This is a genomic window from Agromyces sp. ISL-38 (genome assembly GCF_018613935.1).
Taxonomy (GTDB): domain Bacteria; phylum Actinomycetota; class Actinomycetes; order Actinomycetales; family Microbacteriaceae; genus Agromyces.
This window is the reverse complement of sequence record NZ_JAGGPF010000017.1, coordinates 1-17,162: the sequence shown is the minus strand read 5'-3', so window position 1 is coordinate 17,162 and position 17,162 is coordinate 1. Positions and strand designations below refer to the sequence as shown.

Sequence of the window (17,162 nt, the reverse complement as noted above, 5' to 3'; positions counted from 1 at the left end):
CGCGCCGATCCGAGTTGCTAGTCATTCGATGCTGCGCTACCGGCCGCTTCCCCGCGCCGAATGCACCGGACGCAGGGTGCGATGCGCCTCATCGACGAGCTCGGCCGCGATCGCATCGAGGAGCGGTGATCTCAGGTTCCATTGCTGCCAGTACAGGGCGACGTCGATCGGGTCGCCACCCACGCGCACGAGGTCGCCGAGGGCGAGCTCCGCGTCGGACTGGAAGCCCGGCAGCATGCCCCAGCCGAGTCCGAGCTTCACCGCGGTGGCGAAGTCGTTGGACGCGGGCACGAAGTGGCGCGGCGGCGCCTCGGGGTCGACGCCCATCGCGCGCAAGTGGTCTCGCTGCAGGTCGTCGCGGCGATCGAAGTCGACGAGCGGCGCTGCCGCGAGGGCTGCCTGGGTCGCACCGTCGGGGAGCCAGCGCCCCATGAAGGCGGGCGTCGCCACGGCCTCGTAGCGCATGACGCCGAGCGGGCGCACGAGGCATCCGGCCACCGGCACCGATTGCGACGTGACCGCACCCATGACGGCACCCGACTCGAGCAGCCCCGCCGTGAAGTCCTGGTCGTCGCGGTGCAGGTCGAAGACCACCGGATGCCGCTCCATCGCCCGCGCGAGTGCCGGGAGGAACCACGTGCCGAGCGAGTCCGCGTTCACGGCGAGCGCGATCGTCACGGGACCGGAGGACTCGGCGGCGAGCCCGAAGCCCGAGAGCGTGTCGTGCTCGAGCAGGGCGAGCTGGCGGGCGAGCCGCACGACCGCGGCGCCGGCGTCGGTTGCACGCACAGGCTTCGCACGCACGACGAGCACGCGGCCGAGCTGCTGCTCGAGTGCCTTGATGCGCTGCGAAACCGCCGACGGGGTGAGCCGCAACCTGCGAGCAGCAGCGTCGAAGGTGCCCTCGTCGATGACGACGGCGAGGGTGCGAGCGAGGTCGAGCGGTATCTCCATCTGTAGCCATGCTAATGCCGCTGAAGAATCATGAGCTGGATTGATCTGCGTTCGCCGCTTAGCGTCGAAGTCGTGTTCCTCTCTTCTGCCCTCGCCGGGCTCGGCCTCGGCCTCTCGCTCATCATCGCCATCGGCGCCCAGAACCTGTTCGTGCTGCGCCAGGGAATCCGCCGCGAGCACGTGTTCGCGGTCGCCCTGATCTGCGCGCTGAGCGACCTCGCGCTCGTCATCGTGGGCGTCTCGGGCATCGGCGCGGTGCTCACGGCGGTGCCGTGGCTCGTCGACGTGATCCGGTGGGCGGGTGCCGCGTTCCTCGTCGGGTACGGCGCGCTCGCCGCGCGACGTGCGCTGCGTCCGAGCGGCGAGGCGCTCGTCGCGGAGGCGACGTCGGCCGACCATGCGGTCGAGCCGGTGACGGATGTCGCGAGCGAGGTGGCCCGGGACAGCCGCCCGCCCGCGGCATCCGTGACCGTCGCGGCCGCACCACCCACCGTGGTCGCGACGTCGGCAGTGCCGCGCACGACGTTGCAGGCCGCCGTGCTCACGTGCCTCGCGCTCACCTGGCTGAACCCTCACGTCTACCTCGACACGGTGTTCCTGCTCGGGTCGGTCGCGAACACGCACGGTGATGGTCGCTGGGCCTTCGCCGCGGGTGCGAGCATCGCGAGCATCGTCTGGTTCTTCGGCCTCGCCTACGGCGCGCGGCTGCTCGGCGGCGTGCTCGGCAGCCCGCGCGCGTGGCGCGTGCTCGACGGCCTGATCGCGGTCGTGATGGTCGTACTCGGCGTCTCGCTCGTCCTGCCGCACTGAGTCACGTGGTCACGCGCCGGCTGCGCGCCCTCGACCCCTCAGATCTGCGAAGAATCAGCCTGAGGTGTCGATCCGGGGTATCGCCGTTCGTCGTAGGTGCATAACGTGACCATGAGGAGGACACGATGGAATACCTGATGCTCATCACCGACCAGGACGCCGACGGAGAGGCGTGGGTACCCGAGCTCGACGACTTCGCCGCATGGGTCGCCGATGCCGACGCCAACGGCGTGCGAGTGCGCGGCAACCGGCTGCAGCCGAACGGCGAGTCGACGATCGTCAAGCGACGTGCAGGCGGACTGCTCGTGACGGACGCCCCGCTCGCGGAGCCCGAGGAGTGGATCGCCGGCTACGACGTGCTTGAAACCGACTCGCTCGACGACGCGATCGAGGTCGCGTCGAGGCACCCGCGAGCTCGCACGGGACATGTCACCCTCCACCCGGTGTGGCCCGTCGACTTCGACACCGTCCCGACTCCCGCGGTCGCCGACGTGTCGCTGAGTGGGGAGTGAACGATGGAGTACCTGCTGATCGTCGCCACCGACCCCGAGGCCGAGCCGTTCGTGCCCGAAGACGACAACGTCGGCGACTGGGTCGACGACCTGGAGTCGCGTGGCATCCGCGTGCGCGGCCAGCGCCTTCGACCGCCGACGGATGCCACGCTCGTGCGGATGCGCGGCGGCGAACTGCTCGTGACCGACGGTCCGTTCACGGAGTCGAAGGAGTGGATGGCCGGCTACGACATCCTCGAGGTCGAGAGCCTCGACGAGGCGATCGAGATCGCGTCGCGGCATCCGATGGCCCGCTTCGGCCGCATCGAACTGCGTCCGGCATGGCCGATGGACGTGCACGAGCCCGGTCGCGATCGCCACGAGCGCGAGCGGGCCGAAGCAGCCGCCGCGGACGGATGACGCAAGCCCCGGCAACCCACGACGCCGTCGCCCGCGCCTACCGAGACGAGTGGGCGCGGGTGACGGCGACGCTGATCCGGCACACGGGCGACTGGACGCTCGCCGAGGACTGCGCCGCGGAGGCGTTCGCGCGCGCGCTCGAGCGGTGGCCGGCCGAGGGTGTGCCGCGCAATCCGGGCGCGTGGCTCACGACGGTGGCGAAGCACCTCGCGATCGACCGGCTGCGCCGGCGCACGAACGAGGCGGCGAAGGTGCGGGAGGCGGCGGAGATGGACGAGGTCGAAGGAGGCAGGAACGTGGGTCGTCGTGCCGGTGTGCCGTTGCCCGCGACGGACGATCTCGTCGACTTCGACCCCGCCGGCGACTGGGGCGAGGGCGCCGACGACTCGTCCGATGACGGCGTCGACGACCGGCTCCGGCTCGTCTTCACGTGCTGTCACCCGGCGCTCGCGCTCGACGCCCGGGTCGCGCTCACGCTCCGCACGCTCGGCGGCCTCACCACGGAGGAGATCGCGCGGGCGTTCCTCGTGCCCGAGCCGACGATGGCGCAGCGCATCGTGCGCGCCAAGCAGCGGATCCGCAACGCGGGCATCCCGTACCGGGTTCCGGATGCCGCGTCGCTGCCCGAGCGGCTCGGCGGCGTGCTCGCCGTGCTCTACCTCGTGTTCAACGCGGGCTACTCCGCCTCGGGCGGAGACGCGGAGCGGCGCGGCGCGCTCGCCGACGAGGCGATCCGGCTCGCGCGTCTCGTGGTGCGGCTCATGCCCGACGAGGGTGAGGCCGCCTCGCTCCTCGCGCTCATGCTCCTGCAGGACTCGCGGCGCCGGGCGCGCGTCGACGCCGACGGCGAACTCGTGTTGCTCGACGCCCAGGATCGCTCCCGCTGGGATGCTGCCGAGATCGAGTCGGGCCTCGCCGTGCTGCGCGCCCTCGGGCGCCGTACCGGCGGCATCCGCGGCCCGTACCGGCTCCAGGCCGAGATCGCCGCGTGCCACGCGACGGCACCGACCGCCGACGAAACCGACTTCGACCGCATAGCGGGGTTCTACGACGAGCTCGCGGCACTCGATTCCTCCCCGGTCGTCGCGCTCAACCGGGCGCTCGCGCACGGGTTCGCGGGCCGCGCGCAAGCGGGGCTCGACGAGCTCGACCGGCTCGAGGCATCCGGCGCCCTCGATCGGTATCACCTGCTGCCCGCAGCGCAAGCCGAGCTGCTGGTGCGTCTCGGGCGAACGGATGCCGCGGCGGCACGTCTGCACGAATCGCTCGCGCTCGCCCCCACCGAGGCCGAGCAGCGCCAGTTGCGGCGCCGGCTCGCCGAGGTCACGGCGCGCTGACGTCGGCATCCACCGATCGGTGGAGGGCGGAATCAGTCGTGCAGAGGCTGCCGCGCGGCGCTCCGGAGGGGCATGCTCGAAGCATGGACATGACAGCCTCCGGCACGGATGCCGCGGTGCGAATCCGCGGGCTCCGAAAGACCTACGGCGGGGTCGCCGCCGTCGACGGGATCGACCTCGACATCGCTCGCGGCGAGACCTTCGCCCTGCTCGGACCCAACGGCGCCGGCAAGTCGACGACCGTCGAGATCCTCGAGGGCTACCGCCTGCGCACCGCCGGCGAGGTGAGCGTGCTCGGCATCGACCCGGCGCACGGCGACCTCGACTGGAAGGCGCGCCTCGGCATCGTGCTGCAATCGGCGACCGAGTCGGGCGTCTACACGGTGCGCGAGCAGCTCACCCATTTCGGGAGGTTCTTCGCCGACCCACGCGACGTCGACGAGGTGATCGCGGCGGTCGGACTGCAGGAGAAGGCCGGCACCCGGATCTCGAAGCTCTCGGGCGGCCAGCGCCGCCGGGTCGACGTGGCGCTCGGCATCATCGGCCGCCCCGAGCTGCTCTTCCTCGACGAGCCGACGACGGGCTTCGACCCCGAGGCACGGCGCGAGTTCTGGAACCTCATTCGGGGACTCAAAGCGGAGGGCACGACGATCCTCCTCACGACGCACTACCTCGACGAGGCCGCCCAGCTCGGCGATCGCGCCGGCATCATCCTCGGCGGCCGCCTCGTCGACGTCGGAGGCGTCGACGAGCTCGGCGGGCGGGAGGCACGAGTGCCGATCGTGCGGTGGCGCGACCGCTCGGGGGTGACGCGCGAGGTGCGCACCGAGGCACCGGCCGAGCTCGTGGCATCCGTCGCCCGGGAACTCGGCGGCGAGCCTGCGGGGCTCGAGGTCATCCGCCCGAGCCTCGAGGACATCTATCTGCAGCTGGTGCGCGCGGCGGAAGCCGAGACGCGCGACGACGAGGAGGCGCTCGCATGAGCGAGACGACGACCACCACGACCGCTGCCGCCCACGCGGCCCGCGGAAGCCATGGCCGCGCGACCCGGCCCGGCATGCTGCGGATCGGCGCCTCGCGAATCGCGTACGAGATCAAGGGCTACTTCCGGTCGCCGGATGCCGTGTTCTTCACGTTCCTCTTCCCGATCATCATGCTCGGCATCTTCACCGCGGCGTTCAGCGCAGCGGGCGACATCCAGCCCGGACCGGGCGCCGAAGGGATCTCGGTGGGCGCCTACTACCTGCCGGGCATGCTCGCCGCGGGGATGCTGCTCTCGGGCGTGCAGAACCTCGCCGTCGACATCGCCACCGAGAAGGGCGACGGCACGCTGAAGCGCCTCGGCGGCACGCCGCTCTCACCGGTCTCGTACTTCCTCGGCAAGATCGGCCAGGTGTTCGTGACGGCGGTGCTGCAGGCAGGCCTGTTGCTGCTCGTCTCGGCGACCCTGTTCGGCATCGCGCTGCCGGCCACCACGGACGCATGGCTCACGTTCGCGTGGGTCTTCGTGCTCGGCGTCGCGACCTCGGCGCTGCTCGGCATCGCGCTGTCGGCACTCCCGCGCTCGGGCAAGAGCGCGACGGCCGTCGTCATCCCGATCGTGCTCGTGCTGCAGTTCATCTCGGGCGTCTACCTGCGCTTCAACATCCTGCCCGAATGGATGCAGAACCTCGCGAGCGTCTTCCCCCTCAAGTGGATGGCGCAGGGCATGCGGGCCGCATTCCTGCCCGACGACTTCAAGGTGCTCGAACAGAACCAGGAGTGGGACCTCGGCTGGGTCGCGATCGCACTCGTCGCCTGGCTCGTCATCGGTCTCGTCATCAGCCGGCTGACGTTCCGGTGGATCCGGCGCGACGCCTAGCCCGCGTGCGAAGGTAGCAGCATGCGCAGGCTCGGATGGTGGGATCTCGCGGCGGTGGCCGTCACGGCCGTCACCGTGCTGATCACCCTTCGCGAGCCGCCCTACGGCCCTGAGGAATGGGGCACGTGGATCGTCCTGGGGGCGTTCCTCGTGTTCTACGCCGCGTACGCGCGCTGGTTCATCCCCGGCGCGGGGCCGGGCGCCCCGATGGGCCATTTCATCGTGATAGCGGTGGTGTTCGCGGCGATCATCGGCTTCGGATGCGGGTTCGAACCCGCGTTCGCCATCATGCAGACCTTCATCTACCCGTTCCTGTGGTTCAGCTCGCCGGGCACCCGAAGCGCCATCGCCGCGAACCTCCTCATCGCGGTCGCGCTCGCCGTCGGGTACGCCGTGCTCGACGGACCCGGGGACATCTTCAGCGGTGTGCCGACAGCGCTGTTCTCGGTGGGCTTCAGCATCGCCCTCGGCCTGTGGATCACGAGGATCGCCGAGCACGGCGAGGAACGTGGGCGCCTGCTCGACGAGTTGCAGGCCGCGCAGGGACAGCTCGCCGTGATGCACCGTGACTCGGGAGTCCTCGAGGAGCGGGGCCGGCTCGCCCGTGAGATCCACGACACGATCGCGCAGAGCCTGACCGGGCTCGTGATGGTCGCGCAGCGGGCGGGCAACCGGCTCGAACCGCTCGAGGGCGAGGCTGCGGCATCCGCTCACAGCGACGTGGAGCTCATCGAGCAGATGGCCCGCGAGGCGCTCACGGAGGCCCGCGGGCTCGTCGCCTCGCTCACGCCGGTCGAGTCCGAGGCCGGGCTCGCCGACGCGCTGCGCCGGCTCGCGACGAGCTTCGAACGCGAGACGGGCGTGCGGGTCTCGGTGGCGGCCGACGCCGACGCGCTCGATCGCGAGCTCGAGGTCGTGCTGCTGCGGTGTGCGCAAGAGGGGCTCGCGAACGTGCGCAAGCACGCGCGCGCCGAGCACGCGACGATCGAGATCGCCGCGGGGCCCGCCGAGGTGGTGCTCGTCGTGCGCGACGACGGTGTCGGCCCCCGAGGCGCCGTGCCGGGAGAGGGCGGATTCGGCGTCGCCGGCATGCGCGATCGCGTCGCGCTCGTCGGCGGCGAGTTCGCGTTCGGGCCGGGCGCGACGGGCGGCACGGTGCTGCGAGTGGTCGTGCCCCGAACGGATGCCGGCGCGCCGATCACGGCGCCGCCGTCGACACCAACCGCAAAGGGGAGTCCCACATGACCGAGCCCATCCGCGTCGTCGTCGCCGATGATCACCCCATCGTTCGAGCCGGCATCGTGGGACTCCTCGAGACGGCGGCGGGCATCGAGGTGGTCGGCGAGGCCGCCGACGGGGCCGAGGCGGTCGCCCTCGCCGAGTCCGAACGACCCGACCTCGTGCTCATGGACCTGCGCATGCCCGGCGTCGACGGAGCGAGCGCGACGGCGAGCATCGTGGCGGCCGGCAGCGGCACGCGAGTGCTCGTGCTCACGACGTACGAGACCGACGACCACATCCTCGCCGCGATCGAAGCGGGCGCGAGCGGCTACCTCCTGAAGGCGGCGCCGCAAGCGGAGATCCTCGAGGGCATCCGCGCGGTCGCCGCGGGTGAGACGGTGCTCGCCCCGTCGATCGCCGCGAAGCTCGTCTCGCGAGTGCGGGCGGCTGCGGCATCCGTCGACGTGCCTGCGCTCTCGCCGCGCGAGCTCGAGGTGCTCGCCCTCGTCGCCGCCGGTCGCTCGAACCCCGAGATCGCCCGCGAGCTCCACATCGGCGAGGCGACCGTGAAGACCCACCTGCTGCACGCGTTCGAGAAGCTCGAGGTGAACGACCGAACCCGCGCGGTGACTCGCGCGATGGAGCTCGGGCTGCTCTGAGTGCTCAGGGAGCGCCGAGTCCGGCGTCCCTCGCCTGGGCCACCGCTTCCGCCCGGCCGGCCACCTGCAGTTTGGTGAATACGTTGCTCACGTGGTTGCGCACGGTCTTGCTCGAGAGCACCAACCGCTGCGCGATCGCCGCGTTCGTGAGACCGCGGGCCACGAGGTCGAGGATCTCCCGCTCCCGCTCGGTCAGGCTCGGGAATGGCGACAGGGCCGACTTGGCCGATCCGGCCGCGAAGAACGAGAGCACCCGCGACGCGATGCCCGAGCTGAAGACGACCTCGCCGTGTGCCACCGCTTCGAGTGCCCGGCGAATCTCGGCGCGGTCGGCGCCCTTGAGCAGGTAGCCGCGCGCCCCGGCGCGCATCGCCGCGAAGACCGAGTCGTCGCCGTCGAGCATCGTCAGCACGAGCACCGCGGTGGCCGGCCGCTCCGCGACGATCTGGCGCGTCGCCTCGATGCCGTTCAGCTCGGGCATGTGCAGGTCCATCACGACGACGTCGGGGGCGAGGTCCTTCGCCGCGCGCACGGCGGCGGCACCGTCGGCGGCATCCCCGATCACCTCGATCTCGGGCATGGCGGCGATCGCGGTGACCAGTCCATCACGGTACAGCGGATGGTCGTCGACGACGAGAACACGAAGACTCATCGGGGCTCCTTCTCCAGGGTCGGATTCTCCAGGGTCAGGGGCAGCACGACGGACACGATGGTTCCCCGACCGTCGGCGGGGGCGCCGACGACGCACCGCCCGTTCAGTTCCTCGGCGCGGGCGCGCATCGATGCCAGCCCGACGCCGACCCGGCCATCCGCCTGGATCCCATGGCCGTCGTCGGCGACCTCGACGCTCAGCCACCGGCCGTCTCGCTTCGCCGTGACGCGCACCGTGGCGGCGCCGGAGTGCCGCACGGCATTCGCGAGCGCCTCCGAGACGATCCGGTAGGCGGCGAGGTCGACCGCGGCGGGCAGGTCCCCCACGTCGGACAGGTCGACCTCGATCTGGAGGTCGCGCCCGCCGAAGCGGGTCGCCAGCTCCCGGACTGCGCCGGCGAGCCCGAGCTCGTCGAGCGTCGGCGGCCGCAGCTCGTGCACGATCGCCCGCACTTCGGCGACCGCGCCGTTGAGGCGCGGCACGAGGCGGTCGAGGATCTCGGTGGCGGCGGCCGGGTCGTCGGCGACCAGGTCCCTCGCGGTCTCCGCCTGCAGCGCGAGGGCGGCGATGGAGGGCCCGACGCCGTCGTGGAGGTCCCAGCGGAGCCGCCGCCGTTCCTCCTCGCGCGCCACGACGACGAGTTGCCTCGAGCGTCGAGCCTCACGGGTGAGCAGTACGGAGTGAACCGCGATGGCGGCCTGCCGAGCGAGGAGGTCGAGCCTGCCGGCCTCACCGCGTGAGCGGGGGCGGCGAGCCAGCTCGAGGGTTCCCACTTCGGCCCCTCCGTACTGCAGCGGGACGCGGTCGAGGTCTTCCGGCCTCGTGCCGTGCTCGACGATGCCGCCGTCGGCCAGATGGATCGCGGTATACGGCGAGCGCAGCAGACCCGAGATCCGCGCCACGACCTCGGGCAACAGCCGGTCGGCGACGTCAGCCGGGTCGGAGGTGGCCTCCAGCCGCTCGCCGAGTCGGGCGAGTGCCGTGCTCGGATCGTCGGGTTCGCCGTGCACGAGCCGGTTCGTCCAGCGCTGGAGCCGGGAGTGCAGGGGCAGCAGCACGAGCGCCACCACGGCGGTCGCGACGACCGGCGCTCCCGTCGAAGCGCCGAGCACGGCGACGACGGTGGCGTAGACGGCGATGACCACCGCGGACAGGATGGCATAGCGGAGGCTGACTGACGCGACGAGGTCGACGTCCCACAGTCGGTGTCGCAAGGCTGCGACGCCGCACGCGGCGGGAACCGGAATCGCCGCGAGCGCCGCGACCACCTCTCCCGCGGGCTGTGGCACCAGGAAGCCGAGCGCGAAGATGACGACGGTCGCAGCGCCGCCGACGAGCAGCCACTTCAACTGCTGCCGGCGCTCCCCTGTCGACCCGCGCCAGCGCACCGCGACGGAGGTGAGCGCCAGCCCCACCGCGAGCACAGTCAGCGCACCGATCACCACGAGCACGACGGGCGACGCCGCGAGGGTGACGCCCACCGGATTCCTGAGGTCTCGGACCACGAGGGGTACGTCTTGGAGGTCGTATGGCATCAGTGCCCAGCTCGACGCTTGCGCCGCGAGCGCGACGATGGAGATCACCAGGACGGGTCGCCATCTCGATGACGGGAGGAAGCCGTCGGGCAGCAGCAGCGGAAGCAGGGCTGCCGACGCGATGTACGAGGGCGCCCACAGCCAGGAGCCCAGCCAGAGCGCGAGCCAGTCGAGCGGCACCTCACCGAGGAGCGCGTACTCCCGGAACAGCAGCGCTAGGCCCTGCCCGAGCCCGATGGCGCTGAGTAGCAGGGGAATCCGCCGAACCTGCGAGCGGGCGGAGAGGACCGCACCGGTGACCCCGAAGGCGAACGCCCCGAGGGCGGAGAGGAGCCAGAACGACGGCTCGACGCCGCGGCCGGCGGCGGCGCTGACCGCGTGCAGCGCGGCACCGACCAGCCCCGATCCGACCGCCAGCACACCCATGAGGAAGCCCACGCCGCCATCCTCCCGCAATGGGCGTCCCGCTGTCATGGGACGGGATGTCCCGATGCACCTCGTGACCTGGGGCTCATGCGCCGCGGACCGGTCCAGCACGAGAGTGTCGGCATGACTACGACACCTTCCACCACGACGACCACTTCACACCTCCCCGGCGCAGCTGCGCCATCCGGGTCCGCGGCTCGCGATGAGCGGCGGATGCTGCTCTGCGGGCTGTTCGTCGGCCTGACATACCTGATCGGGGTGGCATTCACGTTCGTCTTCTTCGCGACCAGCCACCCAGCGATGGATGCCACGCCCGTCGAGGCGGCCGTCGGCTTCCGGGACGCCGGCACCATGGTCGCCGTCGGGACATTCCTCATGATGTTGCCCGTCCCGTTCGCGCTGCTGTTCCTCGGCGGTCTCGAGGTGGTCCTCCGCCGCGTGGTAGACGGGCCGCTGATTCCCGCCGCCATCTCGGCCGGGGTGCTCAGCTTCCTGATCCCGGCGATCGGCGCGCTCGTCTCGGCGGTCACACCGGCGATCGGCGCGGCCGACACGAGCGCCGCTGCCGGCGCGGTCGTCAAGGCGCTCGACGGCGTGATGCCACTGTCGGTGGCGCTCAGCGGCTTCCCACGCGCCGTGCTGCTCATCGCCGTCGCGGTGCTGCTGGCGCGGGCGGGGCTCGCCGGGCGCGTGCTGAGGATCTCGGGCTACGCCATCGCGGGGCTCGGCATCCTCGGCACCGCGACGTTCGTGGTACAGGGACTGTTCCCCCTGGCGAGCCTCTCGGCGCTGCTGTTCATCGCCTGGATGACCTCCCTGGCCGTGGTGCTCCGCCGGCGAGCGACGCAGCCCCGACGGGAGCAGCTCGGCTGAGCCGACACCCACGCAGCAGGCGGAACTTCGGCCGCGCGTCATGATTCGGGCAACTGAGCGTCTCTCAGATGAGGCGCGCAGGAGGATCCCCCCGATCGAGTACCTGCGCCGTCTCGCTGCGGTCATGTGACAGCTCCGCGGCGGTGCCGGGAAGATCCCCCCGATCACGTACCTGCGCCGCCTTGCCGGGTCACGTGATACCCCCGCAGCGGTCCCCGGATGGGTCCCCCTCATCCGGGGACCCACTTCGGAGAACCGAAGAGGCGCCATGCCGCAACGGCACATGCTGCTATCCCGGCCGCAATTCAGTGATCTCGGCAGTGAACTTCGTGGTGTGGGGGGAGTAGATCTTCACCTGACAAGTCCACTGGAGGCGCTCGCCCCGGAGTTCAATGGACCCGATGAACGATCTCGTGTACTGGCCATCAGGACCGACCCCGGCAACGGCGTGGACGTCGCGTGCGTCGGCTGACCATCCGGCTAGCTCAATCGCGAGCTCGGCGCATGGCGCTGCGATCTCTTCCTCGCCCTTGCCCAGTTCTGTGGTGAGTTCGAAGGAATTGCGTTCAACGGAAGTCGGTTCGACGGAAGCACCAGATGGCGTGCATGCCGCCAGCGCAATGGTGATGAGGGCCACACCACTCAGATGCGTTGTCAGTGCCGTTCCCCGAGTCACGGGCTGACCTTTTCGATCGACAGGAGATCGGCGGTGAGGATGCGCTGCGCTTCGTCTATTGTCACGCGACAGGTCCAGGCGTAGTCATCGTGATGGTCATGGAACTGGGCTTCGGTCAGGCCGGAGACGTGCCATTCGTTTGGCCCGGTGTTGCTGACCTGCACCTGATTTGTTTCCAGCAGTTCCGGGAGATGGGTCGGATCCGCTCGATGGTCCATTCCGCGTGACAACCTCGCACAGGCACTCACCTGCCCACGCTTAGGTCCGTCATACTCGACACGCACACCACTCGAATCCCAATTGACCGAACAGCCAGCCAGAACCCAAACCAGCGAGATGGCGAACAGTCCACGGACTCCTCGGGCCAAGATGATAGACATCGTCAGTCGTCCCAGTTGCATGTTTTGCCAAAATCCGTCAAGTGACTTGGGATTGTGTAGAACCAGAACGTGTTGTCTTCACGGAAGAACTCAAGGTCCCCGTGGGGTTCCCGACGCTGCCGCCGGCTATGGCCCCAAAAGCGTGACAGTCGAACTGCACCTTCATAGCCCGCGTGTCGCTAATTGCATGCCGCGCTGGGATTCCGCTCATTACGGCATCCGGGAGGCGCTACTCCTGCGGTCACGTAGTGGCGAGCTGAATAATTGCGATCACTGGGAAAACTGACGTTGCGAGGACACCGATGCCGAGGAACTTGAACATCCTCGATTTCGAGTCATCCTCACGTCGGCTCATTCGAAGCAGGTTCAGCCCGATAGCCAATTCGATCAGAATTAGCGCGGCAGAGAGAACAATCACGATTCAGACCTCAGCATGAGTATGAGAACGCCGGCGACCAAAATGAACAGCCCCATGGCAACAGCAATGACCTCTGTGTTCGATTCATGACGTCGGTCGTCTCTATCCGGCCCAGCTCGCCCATCAACCACGACATGCGTTGCTGTTCCTTCGTGAACAACGCTCTCATCGGCCCGGGGAACTTCGCCAGCGCACCTCCCACGACCTCGATGAGTACTAACACTGCGATAGAGGTCACAAAATAGGTCCGTTCCGACGTTCACCAGCCCTTCGTGATGGTCATGGTTAGGCACCACGGACTGCCGACAGGATCCAAAGCGAGCAGATGGCGAGGCCTACGAGGCAGAACCAGAACCCTACTGCTCTGGCGATCCAGTCGGGATACTCTTGCCGCGCGAATTGCCTGAGGCCGGGGGTCCTGCTTCTGACCTTCGCGTTCAGGTCGAGGAATACCCTCGGATACGCGATCAGCCATATGCCGAGGACAACGATGACGATGCCACCCAGCCCCGCAAAGGTTTGCGTTGTCATCAAATCCCATTCTGCATCTCTAATAGCCAAAAATGTCTGTGTACCGCGTCCTGGTAGTGCCTCCCAACATATATGCGCATCCAACCTCTGCCCCAGCTGCGGCTCCTCCACCGGCGAATCCCATCGAGGAAGGGCTTGCGTACGGAGCACCCGAAAAGCCTGCACCGCCCTCCCAATACCCGCCGCCGGCGGGGGCAGCAAAGGTGCAGCTGACGTTCTGCGACCAGCCAGGTGTCTTTCCGAAGGATTCGCCTAAGGTCGCCCCGGCGCCGACTTGGACGCCGATCCCAACGCCAAAGGACCAATCGATCCAGGTATCCGTGATGCCGAGTGCGCCCTCGATGCAGAGGATCAAGCAGAAGTTTGCCTGCACGTCGATTGTCCATAGAAGTGGGTCTGTCCACGAACCGTCGATGTACGTCGGGGCAACGTAGGGGTCTAGGCGGGTCTGCCCTGTCACCCCGGGCGAGTTCTCGAAACTGGAGTAGTACGTCGTATTGCAGGTTCCGCAATCGAGTCGCTCGCCCGAGAGGTCGAGCATGTTGATCGGATCAGCGGGATAGTCATAGGAGCTGGTCACGCCGCCCTCAACGGGATCGATTTCGAGGAACCGGCCAAGCGCGGCGACATATCCGCGGGCGCCCATTTGGATGGTCGCGATCGACGATATGTGCTCGTAGAGCTTCTTGTGCTGTCCCAACCAGGCGTTGTCCGCATCGCCTGGGAGGTTGTTAGGGACGGCATCGTCTGACGTGGTGATGCCGATCGCGTTCGTGGTCGGATCCAAGGGTTGCCCGAATGGGTCGTACACGTGCAGCCCGGTCCTTGTACCGGTCTGGTTTGCGGTGACCGTGATATCGCCGTGGAGGTTCGGGTAGGACCAGGTCGCCGAGCCGGAAGAGTCCTTCGCGACGCTCGCCCCACCGGGGAGGGAATGCATGCTCTGGACGAGCTGCCCAGCGGAGCTGGTGATTGCGATGGGTGCCTCGCCGGGGCCTGCATGAAGGTAATTGGTGGTAGTCGGATTGGTGCCGGCGGGGCCGGTTTGGGTTCGGCTCACGATCCGGCCGGTCACGTCCCGCACGTACGTCACGACGGTGCCGTCGGCGGCTGTGGTCTTCATCGCACGGTCGGCGATGTCGTACTGCAGCTGCTGGCCGGGGAGGGTGATCGTGTTCCCGCGGACGTCGTAGCTGATCGCTGCTGCTGCGATGCCGACCGCGACGGGGTTCGCAGCGCCCGGCGCGTTCGTGGTGGTGGTGCTGGTGAGCCGATCGGCGGGGTCGTAGCAGTAGTTCGTGGACCACACCAGTCCGGCCGTGGGGGTGTCGGTCGTTTTGGTGCGGTTGTTGTTCTTTCCCGCCGTGGTCGTGCCGCAAGTGGCGGTCCCGTAGCTGTAGGCGAGGCTATGTCCAGGAATCGATGCGGTGATGAGCCGGCCCGCGGGGTCGAATTGGTAGGTGGCGTTATGCGTCGCGGCACCGTTCTGCGCGAGGGTGTTTGCGACGATCCTGCCGGATTGGGTGCGAAGGACCCGGTCGGTGACGGAGGATCCGTCCGGGTAGGACCAGGTCATCGCGATGGTCGAACCGGTGGCGTCGTGTTCGATGCTGGACAGGCTGGTGCCGTTGCCCGCACCGGCTGGGTAGCTGACGCTGGTCAGGATGCCGTTCTGGTAGATGGGGTCGGCGATGGTGGTGCCATCGAGTTTCACGATCTCGACGCGTCCGTCGAGATCGTACTCATATGCGTTGGTGATCGTGGTCCCTGACCCGTTGCTTACCTGGCTGGTTACTCGCCCGGTCAGGTCGGCATACGTGGTCGTGGTCTTCATGTTCCACACGTCGGTGTACTCGACGGTCCGGCCGAGCAGGTCAACCTTGGTCGTGACCTTCCCTGAAGTCGGCGAGCCTGTGACTGCACCGTCCTTCACCCAGCTGACGAGCGGATCACCGGTGTCGCTGGCATAGCCCAATGTGGCGGTTCGTAGTGTCGTGTCCGGGAATGTGGTCGTGGTCGGGCGCCCGCGGGTGTCGAGGGTGGTGCAGGTCCAGGCCGTGTCGCCGGTGTGTTTGGTTCCGACTGTGCGGCCGAGCTTGTCGTAGACATAGAAGGTCTCCACGGCCTGACCTGCGCCAGGGACAGGTTGCCGGACCGATTTCACCAGCCCGGCCTGGTTCGTGCCAGCAGGGACACCGCATGTGGCGGCGCCGAGGCCTTCCTTGTCACCGTAGTACGTGGACAGGGTGCCGGTCGCGGATGTTCCCGCAGCACCTGGGAGGTAGCGTGCGGTGCGGCGAAGGTAACCGCTGCCTTCGGCTTCGTAATCGGTGCGGGTGTTCAACGCGAGTCCAGTGGGGTCGAGGATCGACTCCCGGGCAATGCCCAACCAAGGGCTGGTGCCGAATTTCGTCGCTGTCTTGATCGCCGGGGCTGCGCTATTGGTGAGCCCGTAGCTGTTGCTGGGGACGCTGTCGTCTGCGGTCGTGGAGGTGATCAGGTTGTATGCCGGTGCGAGGGCGGTGCCGGGGATGATGACTTCCCCGCCGGTCGGTTTGGTCCAGGCTAGGCGCAGGGCCGCATCACCGCCGGTGTGCAGGTACTGCACCCGGATTCGGGCGACCTGTCCCGCGGTGGCCTGGATTGTGGCGCTCGTGGACCACACCGGTCCGTCGAACGATTCGTGATCAATCAGGAGAACGTCATTGATCCACAGTTTTGTGATGTCGTCGGAGTAGGCGCGCATGTTGTACGTGCCCGTGGTGGGGAAGGTGATCAGTCCGGTGAGGCGCACGGACCAGTCGTCGGCGTCGATCCCGGTGATGGGCGCACCGCTTCCGAACGTCTTGTCGATGTTCCCGCTGGTCGGTCCGATACCGAGACTGTGCAAGGCGGGTGCGCCGCTGAAGCGTTCGTTCTGGTACCACGTCGCGGCAAGCCCTGTGAGCTGTTCGTCGTATGCCGTTTTGGAGTGTGCCGGGGTGACTGCGCATGGGGTCACCGGGACGCGTGTGGATGGGTTGAAACACGCGGCGGGCGCGGGACCATAGGCTTCGGTCGGTCGGTCCTGGCTGTCGTAGATGGTGGTGGACTTGACACCCACCGGGTCGGTGGTGGATAGGACCTGATCCTTCTGATTCCACTCTGTCTGGGCGATCAACCCCGACGCGCTCAAGTCGGTGAGCTGGCGGAGCGCGCCGTCGAAGGTGACCGTTCGAGCGTGACCGTTGGATGGCGCCGTGTTCGGGACAGTCAGCCCGAGGACGTCGATGTACGTGGTCCCAGTCTGGTAGGTGTACGTCTTCTTCGGTCGCTTCGCCGCGGTAGTCCCATCGGGGGCGGCGAGAGTCACGGTTTCGACCTTGCCGGTGCTGGTGTAGGTGATGTCGGTGCGGCTGAGGTTCGGGTCCGGAGTGGCCTGATTCACAGCAAGCCAGTCGTTCTCCAAGCCGTTCCGGATTGCGCTGAGCCGGCCGTTGATGTCGTACCCGAACGATGCACTCGCGCTGCCCGGGTCCAGGATTCGCACCAGCTGCCCGGTCGTGGAGTAGAGGAGCTTGGTGGTGTCATCATCGCCGGCGACATGGCCCGGGTAGATGATCCGGCAGAGCTGCTCACTCGGTGCTGCCCCGTACCCGCCGGTGGATGGCGTCGGGCAGGCTTTGCCGGTGCCGTCGGTGTCCGAGCCGGACAGGCCGACACTAGTGGCGGTGTCCGAGCCGTACGCGAACCGCACCTCCCGATTGTACTGGGCGGGGTCGCTGCCGGTGACCTTCGAGAGCGGGTCGCTGATCCGGTCCAGACGCCCGTCCGCTCGGTACGTAAGGATCGGGTTCGCGGGCTTCCGAGCATCGGCCGCGGTGGTGATCGTGGCGACTTGTCCGTCAGGTTGGAAGCTGGGGTCTGCTGAGGCTTTGG

At 68.5% G+C, this 17,162-nt stretch carries 16 protein-coding genes; 9 read left to right on the top strand and 7 right to left on the bottom strand.

The features are described 5' to 3' along the window. Positions 1-36 precede the first annotated feature (36 nt). Positions 37-954, bottom strand: coding sequence for a LysR family transcriptional regulator ArgP (locus J7E25_RS17100; RefSeq protein ID WP_214871379.1), 918 nt, complete (start codon positions 952-954; stop codon positions 37-39). A 30-nt stretch (positions 955-984) separates the two neighbouring features. Between J7E25_RS17100 and J7E25_RS17095 the strand changes: the two genes are divergently transcribed. The 8 genes from J7E25_RS17095 to J7E25_RS17060 all read left to right on the top strand — a co-directional run bounded on the left by J7E25_RS17095 (position 985) and on the right by J7E25_RS17060 (position 7,753). Continuing rightward, complete coding sequence (locus J7E25_RS17095; RefSeq protein ID WP_214871378.1) at positions 985-1,764, top strand: LysE/ArgO family amino acid transporter; 780 nt, start codon at positions 985-987, stop codon at positions 1,762-1,764. A 125-nt stretch (positions 1,765-1,889) separates the two neighbouring features. After that, positions 1,890-2,276 (top strand): YciI family protein, encoded by a 387-nt coding sequence (locus J7E25_RS17090; RefSeq protein WP_214871377.1) that lies wholly within the window; start codon positions 1,890-1,892, stop codon positions 2,274-2,276. Positions 2,277-2,279: 3 nt separating this feature from the next. After that, positions 2,280-2,675 (top strand): YciI family protein, encoded by a 396-nt coding sequence (locus J7E25_RS17085; protein WP_214871376.1) that lies wholly within the window; start codon positions 2,280-2,282, stop codon positions 2,673-2,675. Next, positions 2,672-4,012, top strand: coding sequence for an RNA polymerase sigma factor (locus tag J7E25_RS17080; protein ID WP_214871375.1), 1,341 nt, complete (start codon positions 2,672-2,674; stop codon positions 4,010-4,012). Before J7E25_RS17085 ends, J7E25_RS17080 begins: the two co-directional genes overlap by 4 nt. 89 nt (positions 4,013-4,101) lie before the next feature. Beyond that, positions 4,102-4,995, top strand: a complete 894-nt coding sequence (locus J7E25_RS17075; protein WP_214871403.1) for an ABC transporter ATP-binding protein — start codon at positions 4,102-4,104, stop codon at positions 4,993-4,995. Continuing rightward, entirely contained in the window at positions 4,992-5,873 is an 882-nt protein-coding gene (locus tag J7E25_RS17070) for an ABC transporter permease (protein ID WP_214871374.1), read from the top strand. Before J7E25_RS17075 ends, J7E25_RS17070 begins: the two co-directional genes overlap by 4 nt. A 21-nt stretch (positions 5,874-5,894) precedes the next feature. Next, positions 5,895-7,118, top strand: a complete 1,224-nt coding sequence (locus J7E25_RS17065) for a sensor histidine kinase (protein WP_214871373.1) — start codon at positions 5,895-5,897, stop codon at positions 7,116-7,118. Then, positions 7,115-7,753: a response regulator transcription factor gene (locus tag J7E25_RS17060; protein ID WP_214871372.1), complete on the top strand. Its 639-nt coding sequence runs from the start codon at positions 7,115-7,117 to the stop codon at positions 7,751-7,753. Before J7E25_RS17065 ends, J7E25_RS17060 begins: the two co-directional genes overlap by 4 nt. A 4-nt stretch (positions 7,754-7,757) precedes the next feature. Here J7E25_RS17060 and J7E25_RS17055 read toward each other — a convergent pair whose 3' ends face one another. Both J7E25_RS17055 and J7E25_RS17050 read right to left on the bottom strand, forming a co-directional pair. After that, entirely contained in the window at positions 7,758-8,405 is a 648-nt protein-coding gene (locus tag J7E25_RS17055; protein WP_214871371.1) for a response regulator transcription factor, read from the bottom strand. Then, positions 8,402-10,378, bottom strand: a complete 1,977-nt coding sequence (locus J7E25_RS17050) for a histidine kinase (protein ID WP_214871370.1) — start codon at positions 10,376-10,378, stop codon at positions 8,402-8,404. Before J7E25_RS17050 ends, J7E25_RS17055 begins: the two co-directional genes overlap by 4 nt. 111 nt (positions 10,379-10,489) lie before the next feature. Here J7E25_RS17050 and J7E25_RS17045 point away from each other — a divergent pair, with 111 nt between their 5' ends. After that, positions 10,490-11,239 (top strand): hypothetical protein, encoded by a 750-nt coding sequence (locus tag J7E25_RS17045; RefSeq protein WP_214871369.1) that lies wholly within the window; start codon positions 10,490-10,492, stop codon positions 11,237-11,239. 289 nt (positions 11,240-11,528) lie between these two features. On the opposite strand, the gene J7E25_RS17040 is transcribed toward J7E25_RS17045, so the two are convergent. The 4 genes from J7E25_RS17040 to J7E25_RS17025 all read right to left on the bottom strand — a co-directional run bounded on the left by J7E25_RS17040 (position 11,529) and on the right by J7E25_RS17025 (position 16,980). Continuing rightward, complete coding sequence (locus tag J7E25_RS17040) at positions 11,529-11,876, bottom strand: hypothetical protein (protein ID WP_214871368.1); 348 nt, start codon at positions 11,874-11,876, stop codon at positions 11,529-11,531. 35 nt (positions 11,877-11,911) lie between these two features. Next, positions 11,912-12,133, bottom strand: coding sequence for a hypothetical protein (locus J7E25_RS17035; protein ID WP_214871367.1), 222 nt, complete (start codon positions 12,131-12,133; stop codon positions 11,912-11,914). Between the two features lie 865 nt (positions 12,134-12,998). Beyond that, on the bottom strand, positions 12,999-13,244 hold the full coding sequence (locus tag J7E25_RS17030) for a hypothetical protein (RefSeq protein ID WP_214871366.1): 246 nt from the start codon (positions 13,242-13,244) through the stop codon (positions 12,999-13,001). A gap of 19 nt (positions 13,245-13,263) precedes the next feature. Further along, on the bottom strand, positions 13,264-16,980 hold the full coding sequence (locus J7E25_RS17025) for a PA14 domain-containing protein (RefSeq protein WP_214871365.1): 3,717 nt from the start codon (positions 16,978-16,980) through the stop codon (positions 13,264-13,266). Between the last annotated feature and the right edge of the window lie 182 nt (positions 16,981-17,162).